The sequence below is a fragment of the Ewingella allii genome, assembly GCF_044430645.1.
Taxonomy (GTDB): Bacteria; Pseudomonadota; Gammaproteobacteria; order Enterobacterales; family Enterobacteriaceae; genus Ewingella; species Ewingella allii.
Window position 1 is genome coordinate 347,298 of sequence record NZ_JAWUDN010000004.1, and the last position, 19,794, is coordinate 367,091.

The 19,794-nt window shown below is 56.5% G+C and carries 18 protein-coding genes; all 18 read left to right on the forward strand.

The window, feature by feature from the left end; translation table 11 throughout:
- The 18 genes from tagF (at position 1) to SBO83_RS12325 (ending at position 19,762) form a co-directional block, all read left to right on the forward strand.
- Positions 1-708, forward strand: coding sequence for a type VI secretion system-associated protein TagF (gene tagF / locus SBO83_RS12240; protein ID WP_396131685.1), 708 nt, complete (start codon positions 1-3; stop codon positions 706-708).
- A 24-nt stretch (positions 709-732) separates the two neighbouring features.
- The gene (tssA, locus tag SBO83_RS12245) at positions 733-1,761 is read left to right on the forward strand and encodes a type VI secretion system protein TssA (protein WP_396131686.1); all 1,029 of its coding nucleotides are present in this window, start codon (positions 733-735) and stop codon (positions 1,759-1,761) included.
- A 92-nt stretch (positions 1,762-1,853) separates the two neighbouring features.
- Complete coding sequence (tssB, locus tag SBO83_RS12250; protein ID WP_100938014.1) at positions 1,854-2,387, forward strand: type VI secretion system contractile sheath small subunit; 534 nt, start codon at positions 1,854-1,856, stop codon at positions 2,385-2,387.
- Positions 2,388-2,390: 3 nt separating this feature from the next.
- The gene (tssC, locus tag SBO83_RS12255) at positions 2,391-3,890 is read left to right on the forward strand and encodes a type VI secretion system contractile sheath large subunit (protein WP_034787494.1); all 1,500 of its coding nucleotides are present in this window, start codon (positions 2,391-2,393) and stop codon (positions 3,888-3,890) included.
- A gap of 578 nt (positions 3,891-4,468) precedes the next feature.
- On the forward strand, positions 4,469-4,951 hold the full coding sequence (locus tag SBO83_RS12260; RefSeq protein WP_185688522.1) for an Hcp family type VI secretion system effector: 483 nt from the start codon (positions 4,469-4,471) through the stop codon (positions 4,949-4,951).
- Between the two features lie 194 nt (positions 4,952-5,145).
- Complete coding sequence (locus SBO83_RS12265) at positions 5,146-6,030, forward strand: peptidoglycan-binding protein (protein ID WP_396131687.1); 885 nt, start codon at positions 5,146-5,148, stop codon at positions 6,028-6,030.
- 10 nt (positions 6,031-6,040) lie between these two features.
- Positions 6,041-6,439 (forward strand): lysozyme inhibitor LprI family protein, encoded by a 399-nt coding sequence (locus SBO83_RS12270; RefSeq protein WP_100938011.1) that lies wholly within the window; start codon positions 6,041-6,043, stop codon positions 6,437-6,439.
- Positions 6,440-6,524: 85 nt separating this feature from the next.
- The gene (locus tag SBO83_RS12275; protein ID WP_396131688.1) at positions 6,525-6,923 is read left to right on the forward strand and encodes a lysozyme inhibitor LprI family protein; all 399 of its coding nucleotides are present in this window, start codon (positions 6,525-6,527) and stop codon (positions 6,921-6,923) included.
- A gap of 128 nt (positions 6,924-7,051) precedes the next feature.
- A complete protein-coding gene (locus SBO83_RS12280; protein ID WP_396131689.1) occupies positions 7,052-7,453 on the forward strand; it encodes a lysozyme inhibitor LprI family protein in 402 nt (133 codons plus the stop codon).
- Positions 7,454-7,625: 172 nt separating this feature from the next.
- Positions 7,626-9,461, forward strand: coding sequence for a type VI secretion system-associated FHA domain protein TagH (tagH, locus tag SBO83_RS12285; RefSeq protein WP_396131690.1), 1,836 nt, complete (start codon positions 7,626-7,628; stop codon positions 9,459-9,461).
- Entirely contained in the window at positions 9,461-10,255 is a 795-nt protein-coding gene (locus SBO83_RS12290; RefSeq protein WP_396131720.1) for a protein phosphatase 2C domain-containing protein, read from the forward strand. The genes tagH and SBO83_RS12290 overlap by 1 nt, the downstream gene beginning before the upstream one ends.
- Positions 10,256-10,279: 24 nt before the next feature.
- On the forward strand, positions 10,280-11,269 hold the full coding sequence (locus SBO83_RS12295; protein WP_396131691.1) for a hypothetical protein: 990 nt from the start codon (positions 10,280-10,282) through the stop codon (positions 11,267-11,269).
- A gap of 21 nt (positions 11,270-11,290) precedes the next feature.
- A complete protein-coding gene (locus SBO83_RS12300) occupies positions 11,291-12,115 on the forward strand; it encodes a type VI secretion system accessory protein TagJ (protein WP_396131692.1) in 825 nt (274 codons plus the stop codon).
- Entirely contained in the window at positions 12,108-12,677 is a 570-nt protein-coding gene (gene tssE / locus SBO83_RS12305) for a type VI secretion system baseplate subunit TssE (RefSeq protein ID WP_100938005.1), read from the forward strand. The genes SBO83_RS12300 and tssE overlap by 8 nt, the downstream gene beginning before the upstream one ends.
- A gap of 19 nt (positions 12,678-12,696) precedes the next feature.
- Complete coding sequence (gene tssF, locus SBO83_RS12310; protein WP_396131693.1) at positions 12,697-14,565, forward strand: type VI secretion system baseplate subunit TssF; 1,869 nt, start codon at positions 12,697-12,699, stop codon at positions 14,563-14,565.
- Complete coding sequence (tssG, locus tag SBO83_RS12315; protein WP_396131694.1) at positions 14,562-15,614, forward strand: type VI secretion system baseplate subunit TssG; 1,053 nt, start codon at positions 14,562-14,564, stop codon at positions 15,612-15,614. The genes tssF and tssG overlap by 4 nt, the downstream gene beginning before the upstream one ends.
- Positions 15,615-15,710: 96 nt before the next feature.
- A complete protein-coding gene (tssH, locus tag SBO83_RS12320) occupies positions 15,711-18,329 on the forward strand; it encodes a type VI secretion system ATPase TssH (protein WP_396131695.1) in 2,619 nt (872 codons plus the stop codon).
- Between the two features lie 29 nt (positions 18,330-18,358).
- Complete coding sequence (locus tag SBO83_RS12325) at positions 18,359-19,762, forward strand: protein kinase domain-containing protein (RefSeq protein ID WP_396131696.1); 1,404 nt, start codon at positions 18,359-18,361, stop codon at positions 19,760-19,762.
- The last annotated feature ends 32 nt before the right edge of the window (positions 19,763-19,794 follow it).

The window sequence follows — 19,794 nt, forward strand, 5'->3', positions numbered from 1 at the left end:
ATGAGTCACTATCCTGCAATCGGCTGGTACGGGAAGTTGCCCAGTGCCGGCGATTTTTTGCAGCGCCGCTTTCCGGAGGTGCTGAAGAATCAATGGGGACACTGGTTTCAGGTTGGGCTGCTTAACTGGCAGAACGCCACCGAACGGCAGGAGGTCAGTCGGCCGTTTGGCCATGCGCCAGTGTGGAACTTTGTGGTGCCGCCGATGCTCGGCAGCCAGCTGGTGCAGATGGGCTGTCTGATGCCGGGGCGTGACAGCGTCGGGCGGCACTACCCTATTTGCGCGCAGCGCTTTTTCTCGCCGCAGCACTGGTCAGACAAAATTCTGGCGAGCTCCGGCGAATGGTATCGCCAACTGGGGGCGACGCTGCATCATGCCGTGCGCAACGGTTACTCGGCCGAGCAGCTGGACAGCGTGCTGTTGGCGCAGCCGCCGCTGGCGGAACCCGTGGCGGAAAGCACCTCAGATATTCTGAATATCATCGGTGGCGAAGATCAGCCGTCCACCCTGAGCTGGCAGCAGGTTTCTGACTGCTTCTCCCCGCAGCACTACACCAGCTTCTGGTGGACCAATCAGAGCGACGGTTATCCGCTCTATACCCACGTGCATAGCGGCAACTTCACCGGCCAGCTGTTTTCACTGCTGTTTGACCCCGCCGGGGGCGCGCGGCCCGGCCGTAATGGCCTCTACCCGCCAATGTTTAACTAAATTGTCTGACACACAGGTAATTCGATGAATACAGATACCTTACTGGCTCCGGTAAGCAGCGATTCACCCTGTGGGGAGAATCTGGAATACGACGCTGATTTTATGGCGATGAATCAGGCCAGTCGGGGCAAAGCGGAGCAGCAATTCGGTGACACCATTATTCCGGCAGAACCGGCTGACTGGAACAAAGTGGAGAGGTTGGCGACGGAGCTGATGTCGCGCACCAAAGATTTGCGCGTGATGCTGGCGCTGACCCGTGCCTGGACTCAGTTGAAAGGCTTGCCGGGCTATGCCAACGGCCTGCATCTGATTAACCAAACATTGCAGCAATACTGGGACGGGCTGTTTCCTGAGCTGTGGTATGACGGCGAGGCCGACGCGTTTTTCCGCATCAATGCGCTGGCCGAGCTTGGCGATGGCTCCAGCCTGACGTCCGCCGTTCGCCAGTCGGCGCTGTTACGCAGCGCGGCGGATGCCGTCAGCCTGCGCGATGCCGCGGCGCTGCTCGATGGCAGCAAAACCGGCCTCAATGACTACCCCGGCGGCCGCACCCGGCTGATGGATGAGCTGGCGCAGGGCGGCCAGCCCGGCGTCGAAGCCGTGCCGCAGATTGTCGCTTCGCTCGAAACCTTGCGCACTTTCCTGACCGAGAAATTAAGCGGCAGCGGCGTGCCGGAGATGACCCAACTGCTGCGCACGCTGCAACTGGTGATGCAGGTGAGTCAGACGACGGATGTGACGTCGCTGCTGCCGACCTCCTCTGAAGAGCAAGCCCCTCAGCCCGAGCCTAGCTCGGCTCCGCCAGCCAGCAGCAAAAGCCGCCAGCCGCAGCAGGACTGGCGCAGCGTCAATATCGCCTCGCGCGATGATGCTCAACTGATGCTGGAAAAGGTGAAGCAGTACTTCGCTCAGCATGAACCCAGCCATCCGGCGCCGCTGATGATTGAACGAGTCCAGCGCATGGTGGCAATGGACTTTATGGAAATAATTCGTGATTTGGCACCGGATGGCGTCCACCAGCTGGAAACTATTTTTGGTCGTAGAGACAGTTAGTCCCTGAAAAGACATTAAGTCCCTGAAATCAGGCTGTATGGAGCAATTCCGCCACAGCAAATTTTTCACTGTGTTATACCCTGGAGAATACCATGGCAGGAAATACATCCCGCAGCGGGCAGAAGTTCATCGCCCGTAACCGCGCACCTCGCGTGCAGATTGAATACGACGTCGAAGTCTATGGCGCCGAACGCAAAATTCAGCTTCCTTTTGTAATGGGTGTCATGGCCGATCTGGTCGGTAAGCCGGTGGATAGCCAACCCGCCGTGGACGAGCGCAAGTTCCTCGAAATTGATATCGACAATTTCGACGAGCGGATGAAATCGCTGAAACCACGCGTGGCCTTCAACACGGAAAATACCCTGACCGGGGAAGGCCGTCTGAATGTTGATCTGACCTTCAACAGCATTGAAGATTTCTCGCCAGACGCCGTTGCCCGCAACGTCGAGCCGCTGCGTAACCTGCTGGACGCGCGTACCCAGCTGTCTAACCTGCTGACCTATATGGACGGCAAAAACGGCGCAGAAGAGCTGATCAATAAAATCTTGCAGGATCCAACCCTGCTCAAGTCGCTGTCTCATCTGCCGAAAGGCGATGCGCAGTCCACTCAATCTGACGAGGAGTAAGCAATGAGCCAATCTTCTCAACAGCAGCAACCGCAGAATGCACCGGGATACACTCAGGATGAATTCAGCGCGCTGTTAAATAAAGAGTTTCGTCCTAAAACCGATCAGGCGCGCACCGCGGTAGAAAGCGCGGTGAAGACCCTCGCCCAGCAGGCACTGGAAAACACCGTCACCGTTTCTGAAGATGCTTACCGCACCATTCAGGCGCTGATCGGCGAAATCGACGAGAAGCTCTCCAAGCAGGTTAACCAGATCATTCACCACGACGAATTCCAGAAGCTGGAAGGCGCATGGCGTGGTCTGCACCATCTGGTGAATAACACTGAAACCGACGAGATGCTGAAAATCCGCTTTATGAGCATCTCCAAGCAGGAGCTTGGCCGCACGCTGAAACGCTACAAAGGCGTGGGCTGGGACCAAAGCCCGCTGTTTAAGAAAATCTATGAAGAAGAGTACGGCCAGTTTGGTGGCGAGCCGTTTGGCTGTCTGGTGGGCGATTACTACTTCGACCACAGCCCGCAGGACGTCGAGATGCTGGCCGAGATGGCGCGCATCGGCGCTGCGGCGCATTGTCCGTTTATCGCCGGTACCGCGCCAAGCGTGATGCAAATGGAGTCATGGCAAGAGCTGGCGAATCCGCGTGATTTGACCAAAATCTTCCAGAACTCGGAATATGCAGCATGGCGCAGCCTGCGCGAATCAGAAGATGCCCGCTATCTGGGTCTGGTGATGCCGCGCTTCCTGTCGCGCCTGCCTTACGGTATTCGCACCAATCCGGTCGATAGCTTTGATTTTGAAGAAGAAACCGACGGCGCTAACCACGGCAACTACACGTGGGCCAACGCGGCTTACGCCATGGCAACCAACATCAACCGCTCATTTAAAGAGTTTGGCTGGTGTACCTCGATTCGCGGCGTGGAGTCCGGCGGTGCGGTAGAAAACCTGCCATGCCACACCTTCCCAAGCGACGACGGCGGCGTGGACATGAAATGTCCTACCGAAATCGCCATCAGTGATCGCCGCGAGGCCGAACTGGCACAGAACGGCTTTATGCCGCTGGTACACCGTAAAAACTCTGACTTTGCTGCTTTTATTGGCGCGCAGTCATTGCAGAAACCTGCGGAGTATTACGATGCCGACGCAACGGCCAACGCCCGTCTGGCGGCGCGCCTGCCGTACCTGTTCGCCTGCTGCCGTTTCGCCCATTACCTGAAGTGTATTGTGCGTGACAAAATCGGCTCCTTCCGCGAGCGCGACGAAATGGAACGCTGGCTGAACGACTGGGTGATGAACTATGTGGATGGTGACCCGGCTAACTCCTCTCAAGAAACCAAATCTCGTAAGCCGCTGGCGGCTGCCGAGGTGCTGGTGGAAGAGATTGAGGACAACCCAGGTTACTACACTGCCAAGTTCTTCCTGCGCCCGCACTACCAGCTGGAAGGTCTGACCGTTTCTCTGCGTTTGGTTTCTAAGCTGCCATCGCTGAAAACCAACGACGCGTAACTGACGGGGCAGATGTTGCCCCTCAATTAAATCACGATGTTGATTTTTTGCGGTTCCATTTCAGGATAAAACGAATAGCAAAAAATGAAATAACAATGAAGATAAATTTGCCAAAAATGTTCCCGGATGAGCGGGCGTCAAAATGTTCATAGCGCATAACCAGATATATTGATTCAGTCAAATCTATTAATGCGTAAATAGACAGTATTGATAATACGATTATGGCAATGATCGAAATGGTTTTCTTCAAGTAACTATTCCTCTTTGGTATTAGTCCTTAAATGTAGGTCAGGAAATATAGTCGATGCTTTAATGCTTTGTCTATTTATTGTTTTAACGATTAATGCCGTAAAACTAATTAATAAAGAAATCTAGTCATCAATTACCGTCTGGTAATGGCTATATATTCTGGATTATCCATGTGGCGATATTCAGAACCAAGGCATAGGTAAAATATGGACTGTTTTATTCAGCCCCATGCTTTCCTGTTTGCTATATCAGTGCTTTATCTATACCCAAAGGTTTCCTGAAGGAAGCAGGGTAAAAGCAAAAACTTTAACTAATGAGAGTAGATAATTATGGCTATTGATATGTATTTGAAGGTCGACGGTGTAACGGGTGAGTCAAAAGACTCTAATCACACCGGCTGGATTGATATTAATTCATTCTCTTGGGGTGCTTCACAGCCGGGCAATATGTCCGTTGGCGGCGGCGGCGGTGCCGGTAAAGTGAACTTTAACGATCTGAGCGTTAACGCCAAAATCGATAAAGCGGTCACAGCCATTCTAAAAAACTGCGCCAGCGGTAAGCACTTGGCTAAAGTTGAAGTTTCTGTCGCCAAAGCTGGTGGTACTCAGGTTGAGTACACCCGTATTACTTTGGAAGACGTGCTGGTGACTTCCGTGCAGTTCGTGGGTTCAGAGCATGACGATACTCTGGGCGTAACTTACGCATTCCAGGCTTCTAAAGTGAAACAGCAATACTGGGAGCAGAGCGCTTCCGGTGGCAAAGGCGCAGAAACCAGCGCTGGCTGGGACATCAAAGGCAACAAAGAAGCCTAATATCTATCGCCTATTCTCTGCGGGGAATAGGCATTTTTTTGCCGTTATCTTTTTCAATGAGATAACGGCAAAAAAATAATAGCGAGAATAACTTTGGGTAAAGTCCGCTTATCAATAAGTCAGTTTTGAATTTCTTTAGTCATATTTGCTTCACAAGGATTTACCAAAGTACTGATAATAAATGAGGAAATAATATGGGTATTTTAGGTTCTGTGGGGGTTGGTGGTAAAAATCAATACGGTGATGTGAAACAAGTGCAGCAGCTATTGCAGCGCAACGGTTTCCCACAAATTCGAGACGATGGGCGTATCGGCCCGAAAACCATTCAGGCAATTAAAGATTATCAGTCACGCTTTATGCGCCCAGATGGTGTGGTAGATGTCCATGGCAAGACTTATACCCATTTGGTGCGCGGTACTGCGCCGGGGCGGGCTCCTGCGAGCGCCGCGCCTGCCGCACCAGTCAATAATCATCCCTCTTCTGGGACATTGACTGTCAGTGCAGGGCAAGTGACTTTCGATGCCGAGGGAAGTGATGTTGCTTCTAGCCCCTTCTTCAGCCGCCATATTCACTGGCCGGGTAATGCCAAATCTGGCGTAACGCTCGGACGCGGCTACGATATGGGGGAGCGAAGTGAAGCCAGCGTCTACAACCAACTGGTCCAAGCTGGCGTTCCTGCTCATCAGGCCACGCTGCTTTCAAAAGGTGCAGGAAAAAAAGGCGAACAGGCTAACCAGTTTGTTATCCATAATCGCAACAGCACCGGCACCATCAGTCATCAGCAGCAGATAAGACTTTTTGAGCTGATCTACCCAGATTATATCCAGCGTGCCCGCGACAATTATGACAAAAGGACTGCGTCATACCCTGAACGTACTCAGTGGGACAGTTTAAAACCGGTAATTCGCGATATTATGGTCGACTTTGTCTATCAGGGATTCACCAAAGGTGATGAACCGATGAAAGCTGGCATGACCAACGATGTTGATACACTCATTTATTATATCGAACACAGTACTACTATGATGAGTTATGAAAAAGGACGTAACCGAGCTGGTTACTTGAAGAAAAACCGTTAAAGGGCGTGTTATGAAGAAAATTTTAATCGCTGCCGCAATGCTTGCTGGCATGAGTGTCAGCACTTCGCTTTGGGCTGCTGATTGTGCAAATCCTAGCGTGAGTGCAGAAGTCGATCTCTGTGCAAAACAGGGCAAAGAGGCCGCTGAACAGGCATTAAATAAAGCCTGGAGCGAAGCCAAAGGGCGCATCACTTCGGCTTACAAATCTGATGATAAACTGCAAAAAGAGTATCAGCAGAACCTGCTGGATTCGCAGCGCGGCTGGTTAAAATACCGCGACAGTCAGTGCAAAATGCAGGCTTTCCTCGCTGAAGAGGGGACTGCCGCTAATGAGACACTGACCAATAACTGTATTAGCGACATCGATAAGCAGCGTATTGAGCAGTTAAAACTGATCCCTTATCAGTAATAACAGGCCTGACTAAATGACGGCAGCCACTGATTTTGCTGCCGTCAGCTGCCCCTAAGTAATAATTTTGGGCACAGGAGCTTTTATGAAGTCGGGCTATAGACTGTTGGTAACAATATTGGCACTAGGCGGCATGACCTCGGCTTTTGCTGACGATAATTGCTCCAAACAGCCTTCAGACGGTGCGCTTTATCAGTGTACGGTGCAGCAGAAAAAATCGGCGGAAGACGATCTCAATAAAGAGTACGCGGCTGCCAAAAAACGGATTGTGCAGATGTATGGATCGCAGAAGCAGTTAGGCGATCACTATATTGCGATTGTCGTTGATACGCAGCGCAGCTGGCTTAAATATCGAGATGGGCAGTGCAAGCTTGAAGCTTTTGCTGCTGAGGAAGGCAGTAACGCCAATGCGGTCGCCGTGAACCTGTGTATCACGCGCATCGACAAAGAGCGTACCGACATGCTCAAGAAAATGCCGTACTAATCATCAAAGAGTATAAATGGCTAATTAATCATGTGTGATGCAAGTCAGTTTAATTAGTCACTTTATCAATGCATCTTCGAGTCTATGAATAGGCTGCGTTCTCAGTCTGATAAAGAGTAAATAACGCCATGAAAGGAATAAATTTGTCGGTTGCTCTATTATGCTTAGTTTTTAGTAGCGCAGCGGTTGCAATAGAAGATTGCTCTAAAAAAACCAATGACCCCGAGGTTTTTACTTGTGCTGAGAATAACAAAAACGTCGCCGAGAAAGCTTTGAATCAGGAGTATATGGCAGCTAAAGCAAGAATAGATAAGGCATTCAAGACCGATGAGGCAATCAGAAAGAATTATCTGAATGTTTTTATCGAGGCCCAGCGCGGTTGGTTAAAGTATCGAGATAACCAGTGCGTACTCGAGGCGCATATCGCCGATGAGAACTCCAATCCTTACACCGTATTCACTAATAACTGTATTGCCAGACTCGACGAAGAACGCACGGCACAAATAAAAAAAATCCCTTACGACTCATAATTAAATCTTCTAGAAAACCAACGCTATTTAATGACCGGCAGCCTTGAGGTTGCCTGTCCATTTTTAGTGTCTGTATCCTGCGTGCCTTTTATTTTAACTGCGCTAAATATATTTGACCAAATATAAGGCCCGCAAGATACAGCCACCGAATATACCTAAGCAGGAACCCGTTATGCGATTTACGATAATAACGAACAAACCTGGCCATCAACCGCCGCAAACGAGTTGTGACTTTTTACCGCCGGGCGGCACCATTGGCCGGGGAACGGATAATAATCTGGTATTGCCGGATGATAACCGCACTATTTCGCGCCTTCAGGCGATTGTGCATATTGCCGCCAACGGCGAGTGCCGTATTACCAATCGCGGCAATGTGACGCTGGTGCTGCTCAATGACATTCCGCTGGAGCGCGGCCGTCAGGTTGAACTGCAAGATGGCGATGTGCTGGGCATCGATGACTACCAGCTGGTGGTCAATGAACTCGGCACTCAGGCGCGTCCGGCGCAGCCGATAGTGACGCCGCGCCCGGCCGCCGCGCCAGTCCAGCCACAATCAGCGATGCAGCAGCAGGACAAGCCTGCCGCAGAGAGCAAACCTGCCGCGATTCCGACAGAAATCTGGGACAGTCTGGTGCAGGAGTTCTCTATTTCCGACAGCCTGTCCGTTGCGCGCAAAAAACCGTTAGCGGCGGAAAGCCATGAGGCAATCAACCCGCTGACGGCTTCCCGTCCGCCGGAGCGCAACCCGGATGACCCTCTGGCGCAGCTGCTGGCCAGCGATGACGTGCTGAAAGCCAAGCAGAGCAGCGATCCCAATGATCTGTTCGGCGGTGAAACGCTGTTTGATGGTGAAAGCATCCTTGACGATCGCTCACCGTCCACCCTTGCCAAACAGTCTCCGACGCCGGAGCACAACCACTCCAAGGCCGAAGCCGAGCAAGACCCGCTGGCGTTATTTGGCGGTCATGAAACGGCGGCCAGCAGCGACATTAACCAAGATGACCCACTGGGCTTGATGATGAGCGGCGCTAAGCCGTTAACCGCGCCAGACACTAAGCCGACTGCTACGCAGGAACCGCCTGCCGCGCAGGAAACGCCGGTCAGCCCACCAGTGGAAGAGCCGATTCAGCCGAAGGTTAGCGCTGAGAAATCTCCGGAACTGGCGGACCTTGAAGCTTCGCCGCTGTTTGCCGAGCTGCCTTCCAATCAAGATATCAGCGAAACCTCTAATGTCGATTACAGCGGGATCACGCTGCCGACCCCACAGGCCGTGGCGCGTAACCCGGTGCCACCGCCGAAAGGGCGTTTGCGAATCGACCCGGTGGACTACGGCAGCTCATCGCAAGAAAAAAGCGCGCCTAACACGCCGCCTCCGGCAGGTAACGGCTCGTCGCTGGACGGCGAACTGTTGCAGTCACTGATCGACGGCATGGGCCTCAATGACCTCCAGCCGGTGCCGCAGTTTGATAAAGCGCAGATGTACCAGCTAGGCCAGATGCTGAGCATGTTCTCGCAGGGCACGGTGGCGCTGCTTTCTTCGCGTTCGATTCTCAAACGCGGCGTGAAAGCCGAGATGACGGTGATCCTCGACGAAGCCAACAACCCGTTCAAGCTGCTGCCGTCGGGTAAATCTGTCCTGATGCAGATGTACGGTAGCCGCATGCCGGGCTTTATGGCACCGAGCCAGTCAGTGCGCGACGCGCTGATTGACTTGCAGGCTCACCAGCTCGGCATGATTGCCGGGATCCGCGCGATTATCGCCTCGATGTTGCAGTCGTTTAACCCAGAGCAACTGGAAGCCGAAGCGCGCGAAGAGGGCGTCACCTCACGTCTCGGCTTCTCCAGCAGCCGCAAGGCGGCGCTCTGGGAGCACTTCACTCAGCGCTATAAAGAGACCGCTGGCGAAATCGAAGATGACTTCCATACCTTATTTGGCGAAGCCTTCCTGCACGCCTATGACATGGAAGTTAACCAGTACAAAGACTCTCAGAACCGATCGGACAAATGATAAACATCAATATTGCCTCGATATCCAAGCAGGGCGACCGCGCCAGCAACCAAGATCAGACGGGTGAAAGCGTCGGCGATCGCTCTGCCTGCTTTGTAGTCTGCGACGGCGTGGCTGGCTTTCCCGGAGGCGACGTGGCGGCGAAGCTGGCCCGCGACACCATTCTGGGCAGCTTCGATGCCAATCAGCACCTCAATGCCCAGCGTATTCGCGACTTTGTTGGCGAAGCCAATGCGGCCATTCGCCAGTCTCAGCAGGACACCCCGGACTTTCACCGCATGGGCACCACGCTAGTTGGCCTGTTCATCGACCGCGATTACCAACTGGCCTACTGGACGCACGCTGGCGACAGCCGCCTGTATCAGTTCCGCCGTGGCTACGTGCGCGAAATGACCATTGACCACAGTCTGGTACAGCAGATGACCGACGCCGGGCACTCCGCCGAAGGCATCAACAGCAATCTGCTCTATTTTGCTCTTGGCATGGGGGCCGAAGAGCGCGACGCCAGCTACAGCGATGTCGAGCCGGTGGAAGATGGCGATGTCTTCCTGCTGTGTACCGATGGCTTCTGGCACGGCGTCTCCGCCCGCCAGATGGAGCAGTCGCTGCATATGGTTAACACGCCGGAAGAGTGGCTGACCCTGATGCAGCAAATCATAGACAAACAGCCACGCCAGCCGGGCGAAAAGCAGGACAACTACAGCGCTCTGGCGGTCTGGGTCGGCTCGCCGCAGGAAACCACATTGCTGCATTCACTGGCTGAGGCGGCGCAATTTTTCCCCCTTCGGGACTAAACACAGCTTGGCGCAAGGAACCCTATGAAATATTGGCTATCGGGCGTTTTAGCCCTCTGCGTGGCGGGCAGTGCCGCCGCCGAAGATCTCCAATTGGCGTATTCTCCTACCCTGAAGTTGGAAATCTGGATCGACAACGTCAAAAACAAAAACGTCTCCAGCTGGTGCGCCAAAGAGGTGCCGCTGCGCATTGTCTCGCGTGAGAGCAAAGACCCAGAAATTTTGAAGTCATTCTTGCCGCGCGTGAAAGACCTGATGAGCTCTGAATGTGGCGCATTAAGCAGCCTGAAATGGCAGATGCAGGACACTCAGGGCGCGGTGCTCGCCAGCGGCAGCTCGCAAAAAGCCAATAACTGGGCCGTCGAGATAACCCCGCCACCGGCACCTGAAGCATCCCCAGTCGCCACCGCAGAAACCGCAGCACCAGCCGCTGCGCAGCCGCCAACGCCAGAACAGCTCTCTCCGGCGGCGGATAACACGCCGTGGTTACAGTTCAGCATGCTCAACGGCTGCCACTTCCGCACCTGGTGGAACGACGACAGCCGCGCTTCCGCCCTATTTGTGCCTGGTAAAGGCGACGGACAGTGCAGCGATTACGGCTGGCTGAGCGGGCAGAGCCATTTGACCCGCATTGAAAACGGCGCGACCAAAACCACCAGCGTCGTCTTCGTCAGCGGCTTCCCGATTGAAGGACTGAAAAAGAGCGATGACGACCTGCGCATCACCACCGTTAACAACGAACGCATCGTGCTCAATAACGACAAGTCGCCGCAGAGTTGGCTGATTCTGCCGTGGCAGCCGCAGACCAACAGCTGGGGCGCTAACGGCGTGATTGCCGTGCAGATGACCCCGCAGCAAGCCAGCGACGAAGACGCCCTAAAAGCGCGAGTCGGCGAATTGCGCAAAAGCTGGGGTAACTACCTCAACAGCGACAAGCTGCCCATCGAACTGGTGCAGGTTCTCTCTCCGCAGTTAAAAGACCCAGCAGCCGGTGCCTTCCGCACCCTGAAGTAACCGACGCCACGAGGAGCCAAGATGCATTCATTTTCACAACTGATGGACGGACAATCGCTGGCCGAGGCGCTGAGCGCGGTGGAAAACCGCATTCGCGCCGAGCCTGCCAATGCCGATCATCGTGCGGCCTTGGTACAGCTGCTGTGCCTCAACGGGCAGTGGCCGCGCGCGCAGGCGCAGCTCAAATCTTGGCTGGCGCTCAAACCGCAGGCGCAGCCTACCGTGACCCTGCTGGAGCAGTGCATCGCGGCGGAAATCACCCGCGCGGCGGTGTTTGCTGGTGAAGCCGAACCGCGCTTGCCGGGCGAAGGTGCCCAGTGGGTTAGCCAGCTGCAGCAGGCGCTGGTGGCCGAGCGTCAGGGAGAGAGCCAGCGCGCCGCCGCGCTGCGTGAAGCGGCGCTGGACAGTGCGCCGCTCAGCCCGGCCCGGCTCTATCTGCAAGATGACGAGCAGGGGCAGGCGGTGGAGTGGCTAACCGACGGCGATGGCCGTCTCGGGCCGGTATGCGAAATGGCGGTCAACGGCCATTACTACTGGCTGCCATTCTCGCTGATTAGCGAGATGCAGTTTCAGCCTCCGGCGAGTGTTACCGATCTGGTGTGGCGGCATACGCTGGTGCGGCTGGTGGACGGCAGCGAGCAGGTCTGCCAGATCCCACTGCGTTACCCCTTTGATGCGCAGGCGTCTGACGCCGTGCGGCTGGCGAAAGTCACCGAATGGCACAGCGAAGACGACCTGACCTTTATCGGCAGCGGCCAGAAAGCTTGGCTGGATGAAGAGCAGCAGTTCCCGTTGCTCAACCTGACGCGGCTGGTGTTCGGCGAGGCGGAGTATGGCGATGAGTGACGCCTTTGATGCTTATGGTCACGACCTCCTTCACGGCGGGTTTCGCCAACGCAGCAAAAAAGAGAATCTCAGCGCCCGCGACAAGTTGCAGCCGTCGCTGCTTGATCGCCTGACTGACGACGCGCCGCATAAAACCAGCGAAGCGGCGCACAGCACCCTGATTTCCCACACGCAGCTGCGTCGCAATGTTCTGCGCGACTTGCAGTGGCTGTTCAACTGCATCAATAGCGAGGCGATTTACGACCTTGATCGCTATGACGAAGTGCGCCGCTCGGTGGTGAATTTCGGCGTGGTGCCGCTATCGGGCAAACGCATGTCCGACATTGAGTGGGGCGACATTCAGCGCAAACTCACCGACGCCATTTTGCATTTTGAACCACGCATTCTGCCGCATGGGTTACAGGTGCGCTGTATTTCGGAGCTGAACTCCCTCGACCTGCATAACGTGCTGTCGATTGAGATTAAAGGCCGACTTTGGTGCGTGCCTTATCCGCTGGAATTTCTGTTCCGCACCGATGTGGATTTGGAAAGCGGGCATTTTAAGCTGGAAGACATCGGCTAATTGAAACATAGGCTAATTAATGGACAGCAAACTTCTCGACTACTACAACCGTGAACTGGCGTATCTGCGCGAAATGGGGGCGGAATTCGCCCAGCGCTACCCAAAAGTCGCGGGACGTCTGGGAATGCGCGGCATCGAAGTGGCCGACCCTTACACCGAGCGGCTGATGGAAGGTTTCGCCTTTCTGACCTCGCGCGTGCAGCTAAAAATGGATGCCGAGTTCCCGCGCTTCTCCCAACGCCTGCTGGAGATGATTGCGCCGAACTACCTCGCGCCGACGCCGTCGATGGCTATCGCCGAGCTGCATCCTGACAGCAGCAAGGGGGATATTCGCAACGGTTTTAATGTGCCACGCGGCACCATGATGGACAGCCAGACGCTGAAGAAAAGCGGCGTCACCTGTAGCTACACCACGGCGCAGGACGTGATGTTGCAGCCGATCCGCATCAAGCAGGTCGAGTTGGGCGGTGTCCCGGCCGATGCGCCCCTAAATCTGCTGGGTTTGAGCCAGCGCGGCGCGGCCAGTGCGCTGCGGATCCGTATTGAATGCGACGACGCAGTGCTGCTGAACCACCTGAGTTTCGACAATCTGACCTTCTTCCTCAGCGGCCCGGACATTCAGGCCACCAAGCTGCTTGAGCTGATTATGGCTCACGGCGTCGGCCAGTTCTGCCAGACGGTGGAAAAACAGCCGCAGCGCTTGACGCTGGGGGATGACGCGCTTCGCCACGAAGGTTTTGCTGCCGATCAGGCGCTGTTGCCAGAAGATATGCGCAACTTCGACGGTTATCGCCTGCTGCATGAGTATTTTGCTTTCCCGCAGCGCTTCCAGTTTTTCAGCCTGCACGGCCTGCGCCCGCTGCTGTCGCGCAGCACTTCGGCACGAGAATTTGAAATCGTGGTCTTGCTGGATAAGAGCGAACCGGCGCTGGAGCGCGTGGTGGATGTCTCGCATCTGGCGCTGCACTGCACGCCAGTGATCAACCTGTTCCCACGGGTGGCCCAGCGCCAAAAGTTGAATGAAGGCCAGTTCGAATACCATCTGGTGGTGGATAACATCCGCCCGCTGGATTACGAAGTGTTTTCCGTCTCCAAGCTGTATGCCAGCGGCGGCAAGCAGCAGCAGATTTTCCGGCCTTTCTGGAGCACCTACGGCAGCGACGACGGCAATTACGGGGCCTATTTCTCCCTGCGCCGCGAGCAGCGAACCCTCTCCGAACAGGCGCAGCGCTACGGCACCCGTACCGGCTATGTCGGCTCCGAAGTGTTTCTTACCATGGTGGATGAGAAGCAGTCGCCGTGGAACGATGAGCTGACTCATTTTACCGCCGACGTGCTGTGTACCAGCCGCGACCTGCCGCTGATGCTCATTCAGCAAGGGCAGGCCAATTTTGTCATGCCGGATTCCATTCCGGTCAAGCAACTGACCCTGCGCAAAGGCCCAACGCCGCCGCGCCCGTCGCTGGCGGAAGGGCTGAATACTTGGCGACTGGTCAGTCATTTGCAGATGAACTACCTCAGCCTGATGGAGCAGGATCAGGGCAAAGGCAGCGGCGCACTGCGCCAGATGCTCGGGCTGTACGCCAACCTCGCCGAAGCGCCGATTGCCCGCCAAATCGAAGGCATCCGCGACTGCCAGCTGCGCGCGGTCAACCGCCGGGTGCCTGAGCCGGGGCCGATTGTCTTTGCTCGCGGCGTCGGCATTGAGTTGAAAGTGGATGAACAGGCTTTCTCCGGCAGCAGCCCGTGGCTAATGGGCAGCGTGCTGGAGCGCGTTTTCTCAAGGCTGGTATCCATGAACAGTTTTACCGAGATGTCGCTTTCCAGCCAGCAGCGCGGGGATATCGGCTGGTGGGCACCGCGCATGGGTAAAAGGACTTTGCTATGAGTCTGGACACTCAAACCCCGCTGAAAATTCAGCAGTTACACCGGCTGCCCGACGATTTCTGGCCCCAGCGCTATGCCGCTCCTTGGCGCTTTGACCTGTTCCAACTGCTGCGCCGCCTTGATGCACAGGGCGGTCAGCGTTATCTGCTGGGGCGAGCGCCGCAGCCGCGTCACGAGTCATTGCGCATCGGGCAGCAGCCTTCGCTAGCCTTTGCGCCGTCGACGCTGGCCGAGGTCAGCCCGCGCCAAGGCAGTGAGCTGCATGATGTCAGTATTCTGAGTTTTGGCCTGTTTGGGCCGAACGGGCCGCTGCCGCTGCATATGACCGAGTACGCGCGCGACCGGGTTTTCCATCATCAAGACCGCAGTTTCACCGCCTTTGCCGACCTGTTTCACCATCGGCTGACCCTGTTGCTGTATCGCGCTTGGGCAGATGCCCAGCCCACCGTGTCGCTGGATCGCCCCGGCGACCGGCCATTTGAGAACTACCTCGCCAGCCTGATTGGCATGGGGCAGCCCGCGCAACTGGCTCGGGGCAGCCTCAGCGCCCACTCGCGCTTTGCCGCCGCCGGGCACCTTAGCCGTCAGGCGCGCGACGCCGAAGGGCTGGAGAAGATCCTGCGTCTCTATTTTCAAGTGCCGGTGAAAGTGGTGCAAAACGTCGCGCAGTGGATGGCGATTGATAAGCGCGAACAGGCGCGATTGAAGGCCGGACGCGGCATGCCGCGCTTGGGTGAGTCAGCCTTTCTCGGCGAAGCCGTGCGCGACGTGCAGCATAAAATACGCGTTGAGCTGGGGCCGCTCTCCCTCGATACCTATAACCAATTCCTGCCCGGCGAGCCAAAAGCCACTGAGTTGCGCGACTGGCTGCGGCAGTATTTCGGCATCGAATTTTGCTGGGAAGTGCGCTTGTTACTGGCCAGCGAAGAGGTGCAGGGGAGCCGACTCGGCGCGGGGCAGCGGCTGGGTTACAGCTGCTGGCTGGGGTCGCAGCCTCGGCCACAGGTGCGCGGCGATTTAACCTTCAGCCCAGAAAACGCATTGAGTTAAAGCCCGAACCGGCGGGTGCTCTCTTCTCTATCTCATTGGCAGATATGACTTTTACGCCGATTTATTTCTTCAGACTACCAGCAAACGAGAAAAATTATGTCAGAAATCAGCCGTGCCGTTCTGTTCGGTAAACTCGATACGCTGTTGTTCCGCTCGATGGAGAGCGCCACGGCTTTTTGTAAGCTGCGCGGCAACCCCTATGTCGAGCTGGCGCACTGGATCCATCAACTGCTGCAACATCAGGATGGCGATCTCCAACTGCTTATCCGCCACTTTTCGCTGGACGAGGCGCAGTTGACGCAGGACGTGATTGCCGCGCTGGATCGCCTGCCGCGCGGTGCCAGCGCCGTCGCCGATCTGTCCGAGCATATCGACAGCGCGGTGGAGCGGGCTTGGGTTTATGGATCGCTGAAATTCTCCAGCGGCAAAATTCGCGGCGGCCATCTGCTGCTCGGCCTGCTGAACAGCTTCAACCTGACCAGCGTGCTGAAAGGCATTTCCCCGCAGTTCACGCGCATCAATGCCGCGCTGCTGGCGGAGCAGTTCGACAGCATTCTCTCGGCCAGCAGCGAGGCGCAGCAGATGGCCGCGCTGTCCGATGATTCCGCTGAAAGCGCGCCGCAGGTAGCCAAAGGAACCTTGGCGCAGTACGCGCAAGATCTCACCGCGCGGGCGCGTGACGGCAAAATCGATCCGGTGGTGGGGCGCGACGACGAAATTCGCCAGATGGTGGATATCCTAATGCGCCGTCGCCAAAACAACCCGCTGCTGACCGGGGAAGCCGGGGTCGGTAAAACCGCGGTGGTGGAAGGCTTGGCGCTGCGCATTGCCGCAGGCGATGTGCCGCCGCCGTTGCAGGAGGTGCAGCTGTGGCTGTTGGATCTCGGCCTGCTTCAAGCCGGAGCCGGGATGAAAGGCGAGTTTGAGGCGCGTTTGCAGGGGCTTATCAATGAAGTGCAGTCCAGCCCGACGCCAATCATTTTGTTTATCGATGAGATCCACACCTTAGTCGGCGCGGGAGGCCAGCAGGGCACCGGCGACGCCGCCAACATGATGAAACCCGCTCTGGCGCGCGGCCAGCTGCGCACCATTGGCGCGACCACTTGGGCGGAATATAAGAAATACATTGAGAAGGACCCGGCGCTGACCCGCCGCTTCCAAACCGTGCAGATTCAGGAGCCGGACGAAGAGAAGGCGACGCTGATGCTGCGCAGCACCGTCAGCCCGCTGGAGAAGCACCATCGCGTGCTGCTGCTGGACGAAGCCGTCAGCGCGGCGGTACGCCTGTCTCACCGCTATATCCCGGCGCGTCAGTTGCCGGACAAGGCAGTGGCGTTGCTCGACACCGCCTGTGCCCGCGTGGCGGTCAGCCAGAGCGCCCGCCCGGCACAGCTTGAGGATTGCTGCCATCGCATTGACGGGCTAAATGTGGAGCTGGAAATTGCCGGTCGCGAGGCGCGTGTGGGCCTGAACAATGCCGAGCGGGTAGCTGAACTGCAAACCCAATTGGCGGCGTTAGAAGAAGAGCGTTTGGCACTGGAAACCCGCTGGGAGCAGGAGCGCACGCAGGTGGATTCCATTATCACCCTGCGCGCCAAGCTGCACGACGCCGAAGAAGAAGCCATTCCGGCGCTGAAAACCGAACTTGAGGCCAGTCAGCAAGCGTTGAAAACCTTGCAGGGCGAAACGCCACTGCTGTTTGCGGCGGTGGATGCCAACGTGGTGGCGACCGTGGTGTCTGACTGGACCGGCATTCCGCTGGGCCGCATGGTGAAAAACGAAATTGACGCCGTGCTGCAACTGGCTGACACCCTGAATACGCGGGTTATCGGCCAGCGCCACGGATTAGAGATGATTGCCCGCCGGGTGCAAACTTCCCGCGCGCGGCTGGACGACCCTAACAAGCCGGTCGGGGTGTTTATGCTCTGCGGCCCGTCGGGCGTCGGTAAAACCGAAACCGCGCTGGCGCTGGCAGAAACCCTGTACGGCGGCGAGCAGAACATTATCACCATCAACATGAGTGAGTTTCAGGAGGCGCACACCGTTTCGACTCTGAAAGGCGCGCCTCCGGGCTATGTTGGCTATGGCGAAGGGGGCGTGCTGACCGAGGCCGTTCGCCGCCGCCCTTACAGCGTGGTGCTGCTGGATGAAATTGAAAAAGCCCACCCCGATGTCCATGAAATCTTCTTCCAAGTGTTTGATAAAGGCTGGATGGAAGATGGTGAAGGGCGGCTGATCGATTTTCGCAACACCCTGATTATCCTCACATCTAACGTCGGCACCCAGCTTATTAGTGGCCTATGTGCCGACCCAGAACTGATGCCGGAACCCGAAGCGCTGACCACAGCGCTGCGTGCGCCGCTGTTGGAAGTCTTCCCGCCCGCGTTGCTTGGCCGACTGCTGGTGGTGCCGTATTACCCGTTAAGCGACGACATGCTGGCGATGATCGTGCAGTTGCAGTTGGGACGCGTTAAACGCCGCCTGCTGGAGAACCACGGCATTGAGGCCAGTTTTGATGATGAGGTAATTGCGCAGATTGTTAAACGTTGTACCGAAGTCGAATCGGGCGGTCGCATGGTCGACGCCATTTTAACCAATACCCTGCTGCCGCAGATGAGCCAGATTTTGCTGTCGGCCTCGGCACGCGATGAGAAATTCCGCCAGCTGCGCGTCAGCCTCCAGCAGGGCGAGTTTCACTGTCAGTTTAAGGCATGATGCCGTCAGTCACGAGAGAGTTGTCTACTATGTCGGAAATGGATAACAAAAAATCAATGCCCAACGCCTTGCCGGTGGGTTATCGCTTTAATGAGTTTGAAATCAAAGAGGTTATTGGTGGCGGCGGCTTCGGTATTGTCTACCGGGCTTGGGATCACCAGTTAGAGCGCACCATCGCCATCAAGGAATTTATGCCTTCTTCGCTGGCGGTGCGCAGCGACGACCTCAATTTGGCGCTGCGCAGTGAGCGTTTCAGCAAAACCTTTCACGCCGGGCTAAACAGCTTTATTCAGGAAGCGCGGCTGCTGGCGCGTTTTAACCACCCGAACATGCTGCACGTGCTGCGCTTCTGGGTGCAAAACGACACGGCTTATATGTGTACCCAGTTCTACAGCGGCACCACGCTCTCCAACATGGCCGCGCAGCACCCGGAAGTGATCAACGAATCCTTTATTCTGCGCGACCTTCTGCCGCCGCTGATTGGCGCTATTCGCCTGATCCATAACGAAGGCTACCTGCATCGCGACATCTCGCTGGATAACATTCAGATTCAGGCCAACATGCGTCCGGTGCTGCTTGATTTCGGCTCGGCGCGCAAAGCCATCGGCAACATGTCTGATGAAACGGAAACCATGCTCAAGCCGGGCTTTGCGCCTATCGAGCAGTACAGCGACGGCGACGAAAACGAGCAGGGCGCGTGGACCGATATCTACGCGCTGGGCGCGGTGCTACATACGCTGATCACCGGCGCGCCGCCGGCTGTCAGCGTGGTGCGCAGTATTGAAGATAGCTACGTGCCGCTGGCGCAGCGCCGCCCGGCGGGCTACTCGCTGCCCCTGCTTCAGGCTATAGACCAGATGCTGTCGCTCTACCCGGCTGACCGTCCTAAGAATATGGACCAACTGGTTGCGCTGCTGCAACTGGGCGACGCCGACTCAGAGGAGTCGATGCTGGCACGCAGCGGGCCGGGCACCATGCTGGTGCCGGTGAAAGCGGAAGAAGAAGCTGAAAAACCAGTGACGGCGCGACGCTGGCTGCTGCCCGCACTGGTGGCGGCAGGGGTGTTGGTCGGCATGGGTATCGGCGCGCTGCTAAGAAGTGGCGGCGGTGAGTCGGCTTCCAGCGCCAGCACTGCCCCCGCCGCTGAACCTGCGGCGACGACTAATGCACCAGCGACTAACGAAGCCCCGGCGGCGCAGGCGCCTGTTGCTCCCGCCCCTGAGCCGGTTGCGCAGGTTTATCTCAAACTGCGTCAGGGCGACAAACTGACCCTGAATGGTCAGGAGCGCGCAGCAGTGCCTTCGGCCAACGGTTTTGCCAGCCTGAAACTGCCTGCGGGCGACTACCAGATTGTCATTTCCAACAATGGCCAGCAGCGTCAGCAAAAAATTACTGTTGGCGACGAAGGGGTTTGGATCATCAACCCGCAGTAATCCCCCGTTCTTCTCCGCAGACGCCGTTCTGG

What these genes read in the sequence shown, in the direction of transcription:
- tagF (WP_396131685.1), top strand. Translation starts at nt 1, where the DNA reads ATGAGTCACTATCCTGCAATCGGCTGGTACGGGAAGTTGCCCAGTGCC.
- tssA (WP_396131686.1), top strand. Translation starts at nt 733, where the DNA reads ATGAATACAGATACCTTACTGGCTCCGGTAAGCAGCGATTCACCCTGT.
- tssB (WP_100938014.1), top strand. Translation starts at nt 1,854, where the DNA reads ATGGCAGGAAATACATCCCGCAGCGGGCAGAAGTTCATCGCCCGTAAC.
- tssC (WP_034787494.1), top strand. Translation starts at nt 2,391, where the DNA reads ATGAGCCAATCTTCTCAACAGCAGCAACCGCAGAATGCACCGGGATAC.
- SBO83_RS12260 (WP_185688522.1), top strand. Translation starts at nt 4,469, where the DNA reads ATGGCTATTGATATGTATTTGAAGGTCGACGGTGTAACGGGTGAGTCA.
- SBO83_RS12265 (WP_396131687.1), top strand. Translation starts at nt 5,146, where the DNA reads ATGGGTATTTTAGGTTCTGTGGGGGTTGGTGGTAAAAATCAATACGGT.
- SBO83_RS12270 (WP_100938011.1), top strand. Translation starts at nt 6,041, where the DNA reads ATGAAGAAAATTTTAATCGCTGCCGCAATGCTTGCTGGCATGAGTGTC.
- SBO83_RS12275 (WP_396131688.1), top strand. Translation starts at nt 6,525, where the DNA reads ATGAAGTCGGGCTATAGACTGTTGGTAACAATATTGGCACTAGGCGGC.
- SBO83_RS12280 (WP_396131689.1), top strand. Translation starts at nt 7,052, where the DNA reads ATGAAAGGAATAAATTTGTCGGTTGCTCTATTATGCTTAGTTTTTAGT.
- tagH (WP_396131690.1), top strand. Translation starts at nt 7,626, where the DNA reads ATGCGATTTACGATAATAACGAACAAACCTGGCCATCAACCGCCGCAA.
- SBO83_RS12295 (WP_396131691.1), top strand. Translation starts at nt 10,280, where the DNA reads ATGAAATATTGGCTATCGGGCGTTTTAGCCCTCTGCGTGGCGGGCAGT.
- SBO83_RS12300 (WP_396131692.1), top strand. Translation starts at nt 11,291, where the DNA reads ATGCATTCATTTTCACAACTGATGGACGGACAATCGCTGGCCGAGGCG.
- tssE (WP_100938005.1), top strand. Translation starts at nt 12,108, where the DNA reads ATGAGTGACGCCTTTGATGCTTATGGTCACGACCTCCTTCACGGCGGG.
- tssF (WP_396131693.1), top strand. Translation starts at nt 12,697, where the DNA reads ATGGACAGCAAACTTCTCGACTACTACAACCGTGAACTGGCGTATCTG.
- tssG (WP_396131694.1), top strand. Translation starts at nt 14,562, where the DNA reads ATGAGTCTGGACACTCAAACCCCGCTGAAAATTCAGCAGTTACACCGG.
- tssH (WP_396131695.1), top strand. Translation starts at nt 15,711, where the DNA reads ATGTCAGAAATCAGCCGTGCCGTTCTGTTCGGTAAACTCGATACGCTG.
- SBO83_RS12325 (WP_396131696.1), top strand. Translation starts at nt 18,359, where the DNA reads ATGTCGGAAATGGATAACAAAAAATCAATGCCCAACGCCTTGCCGGTG.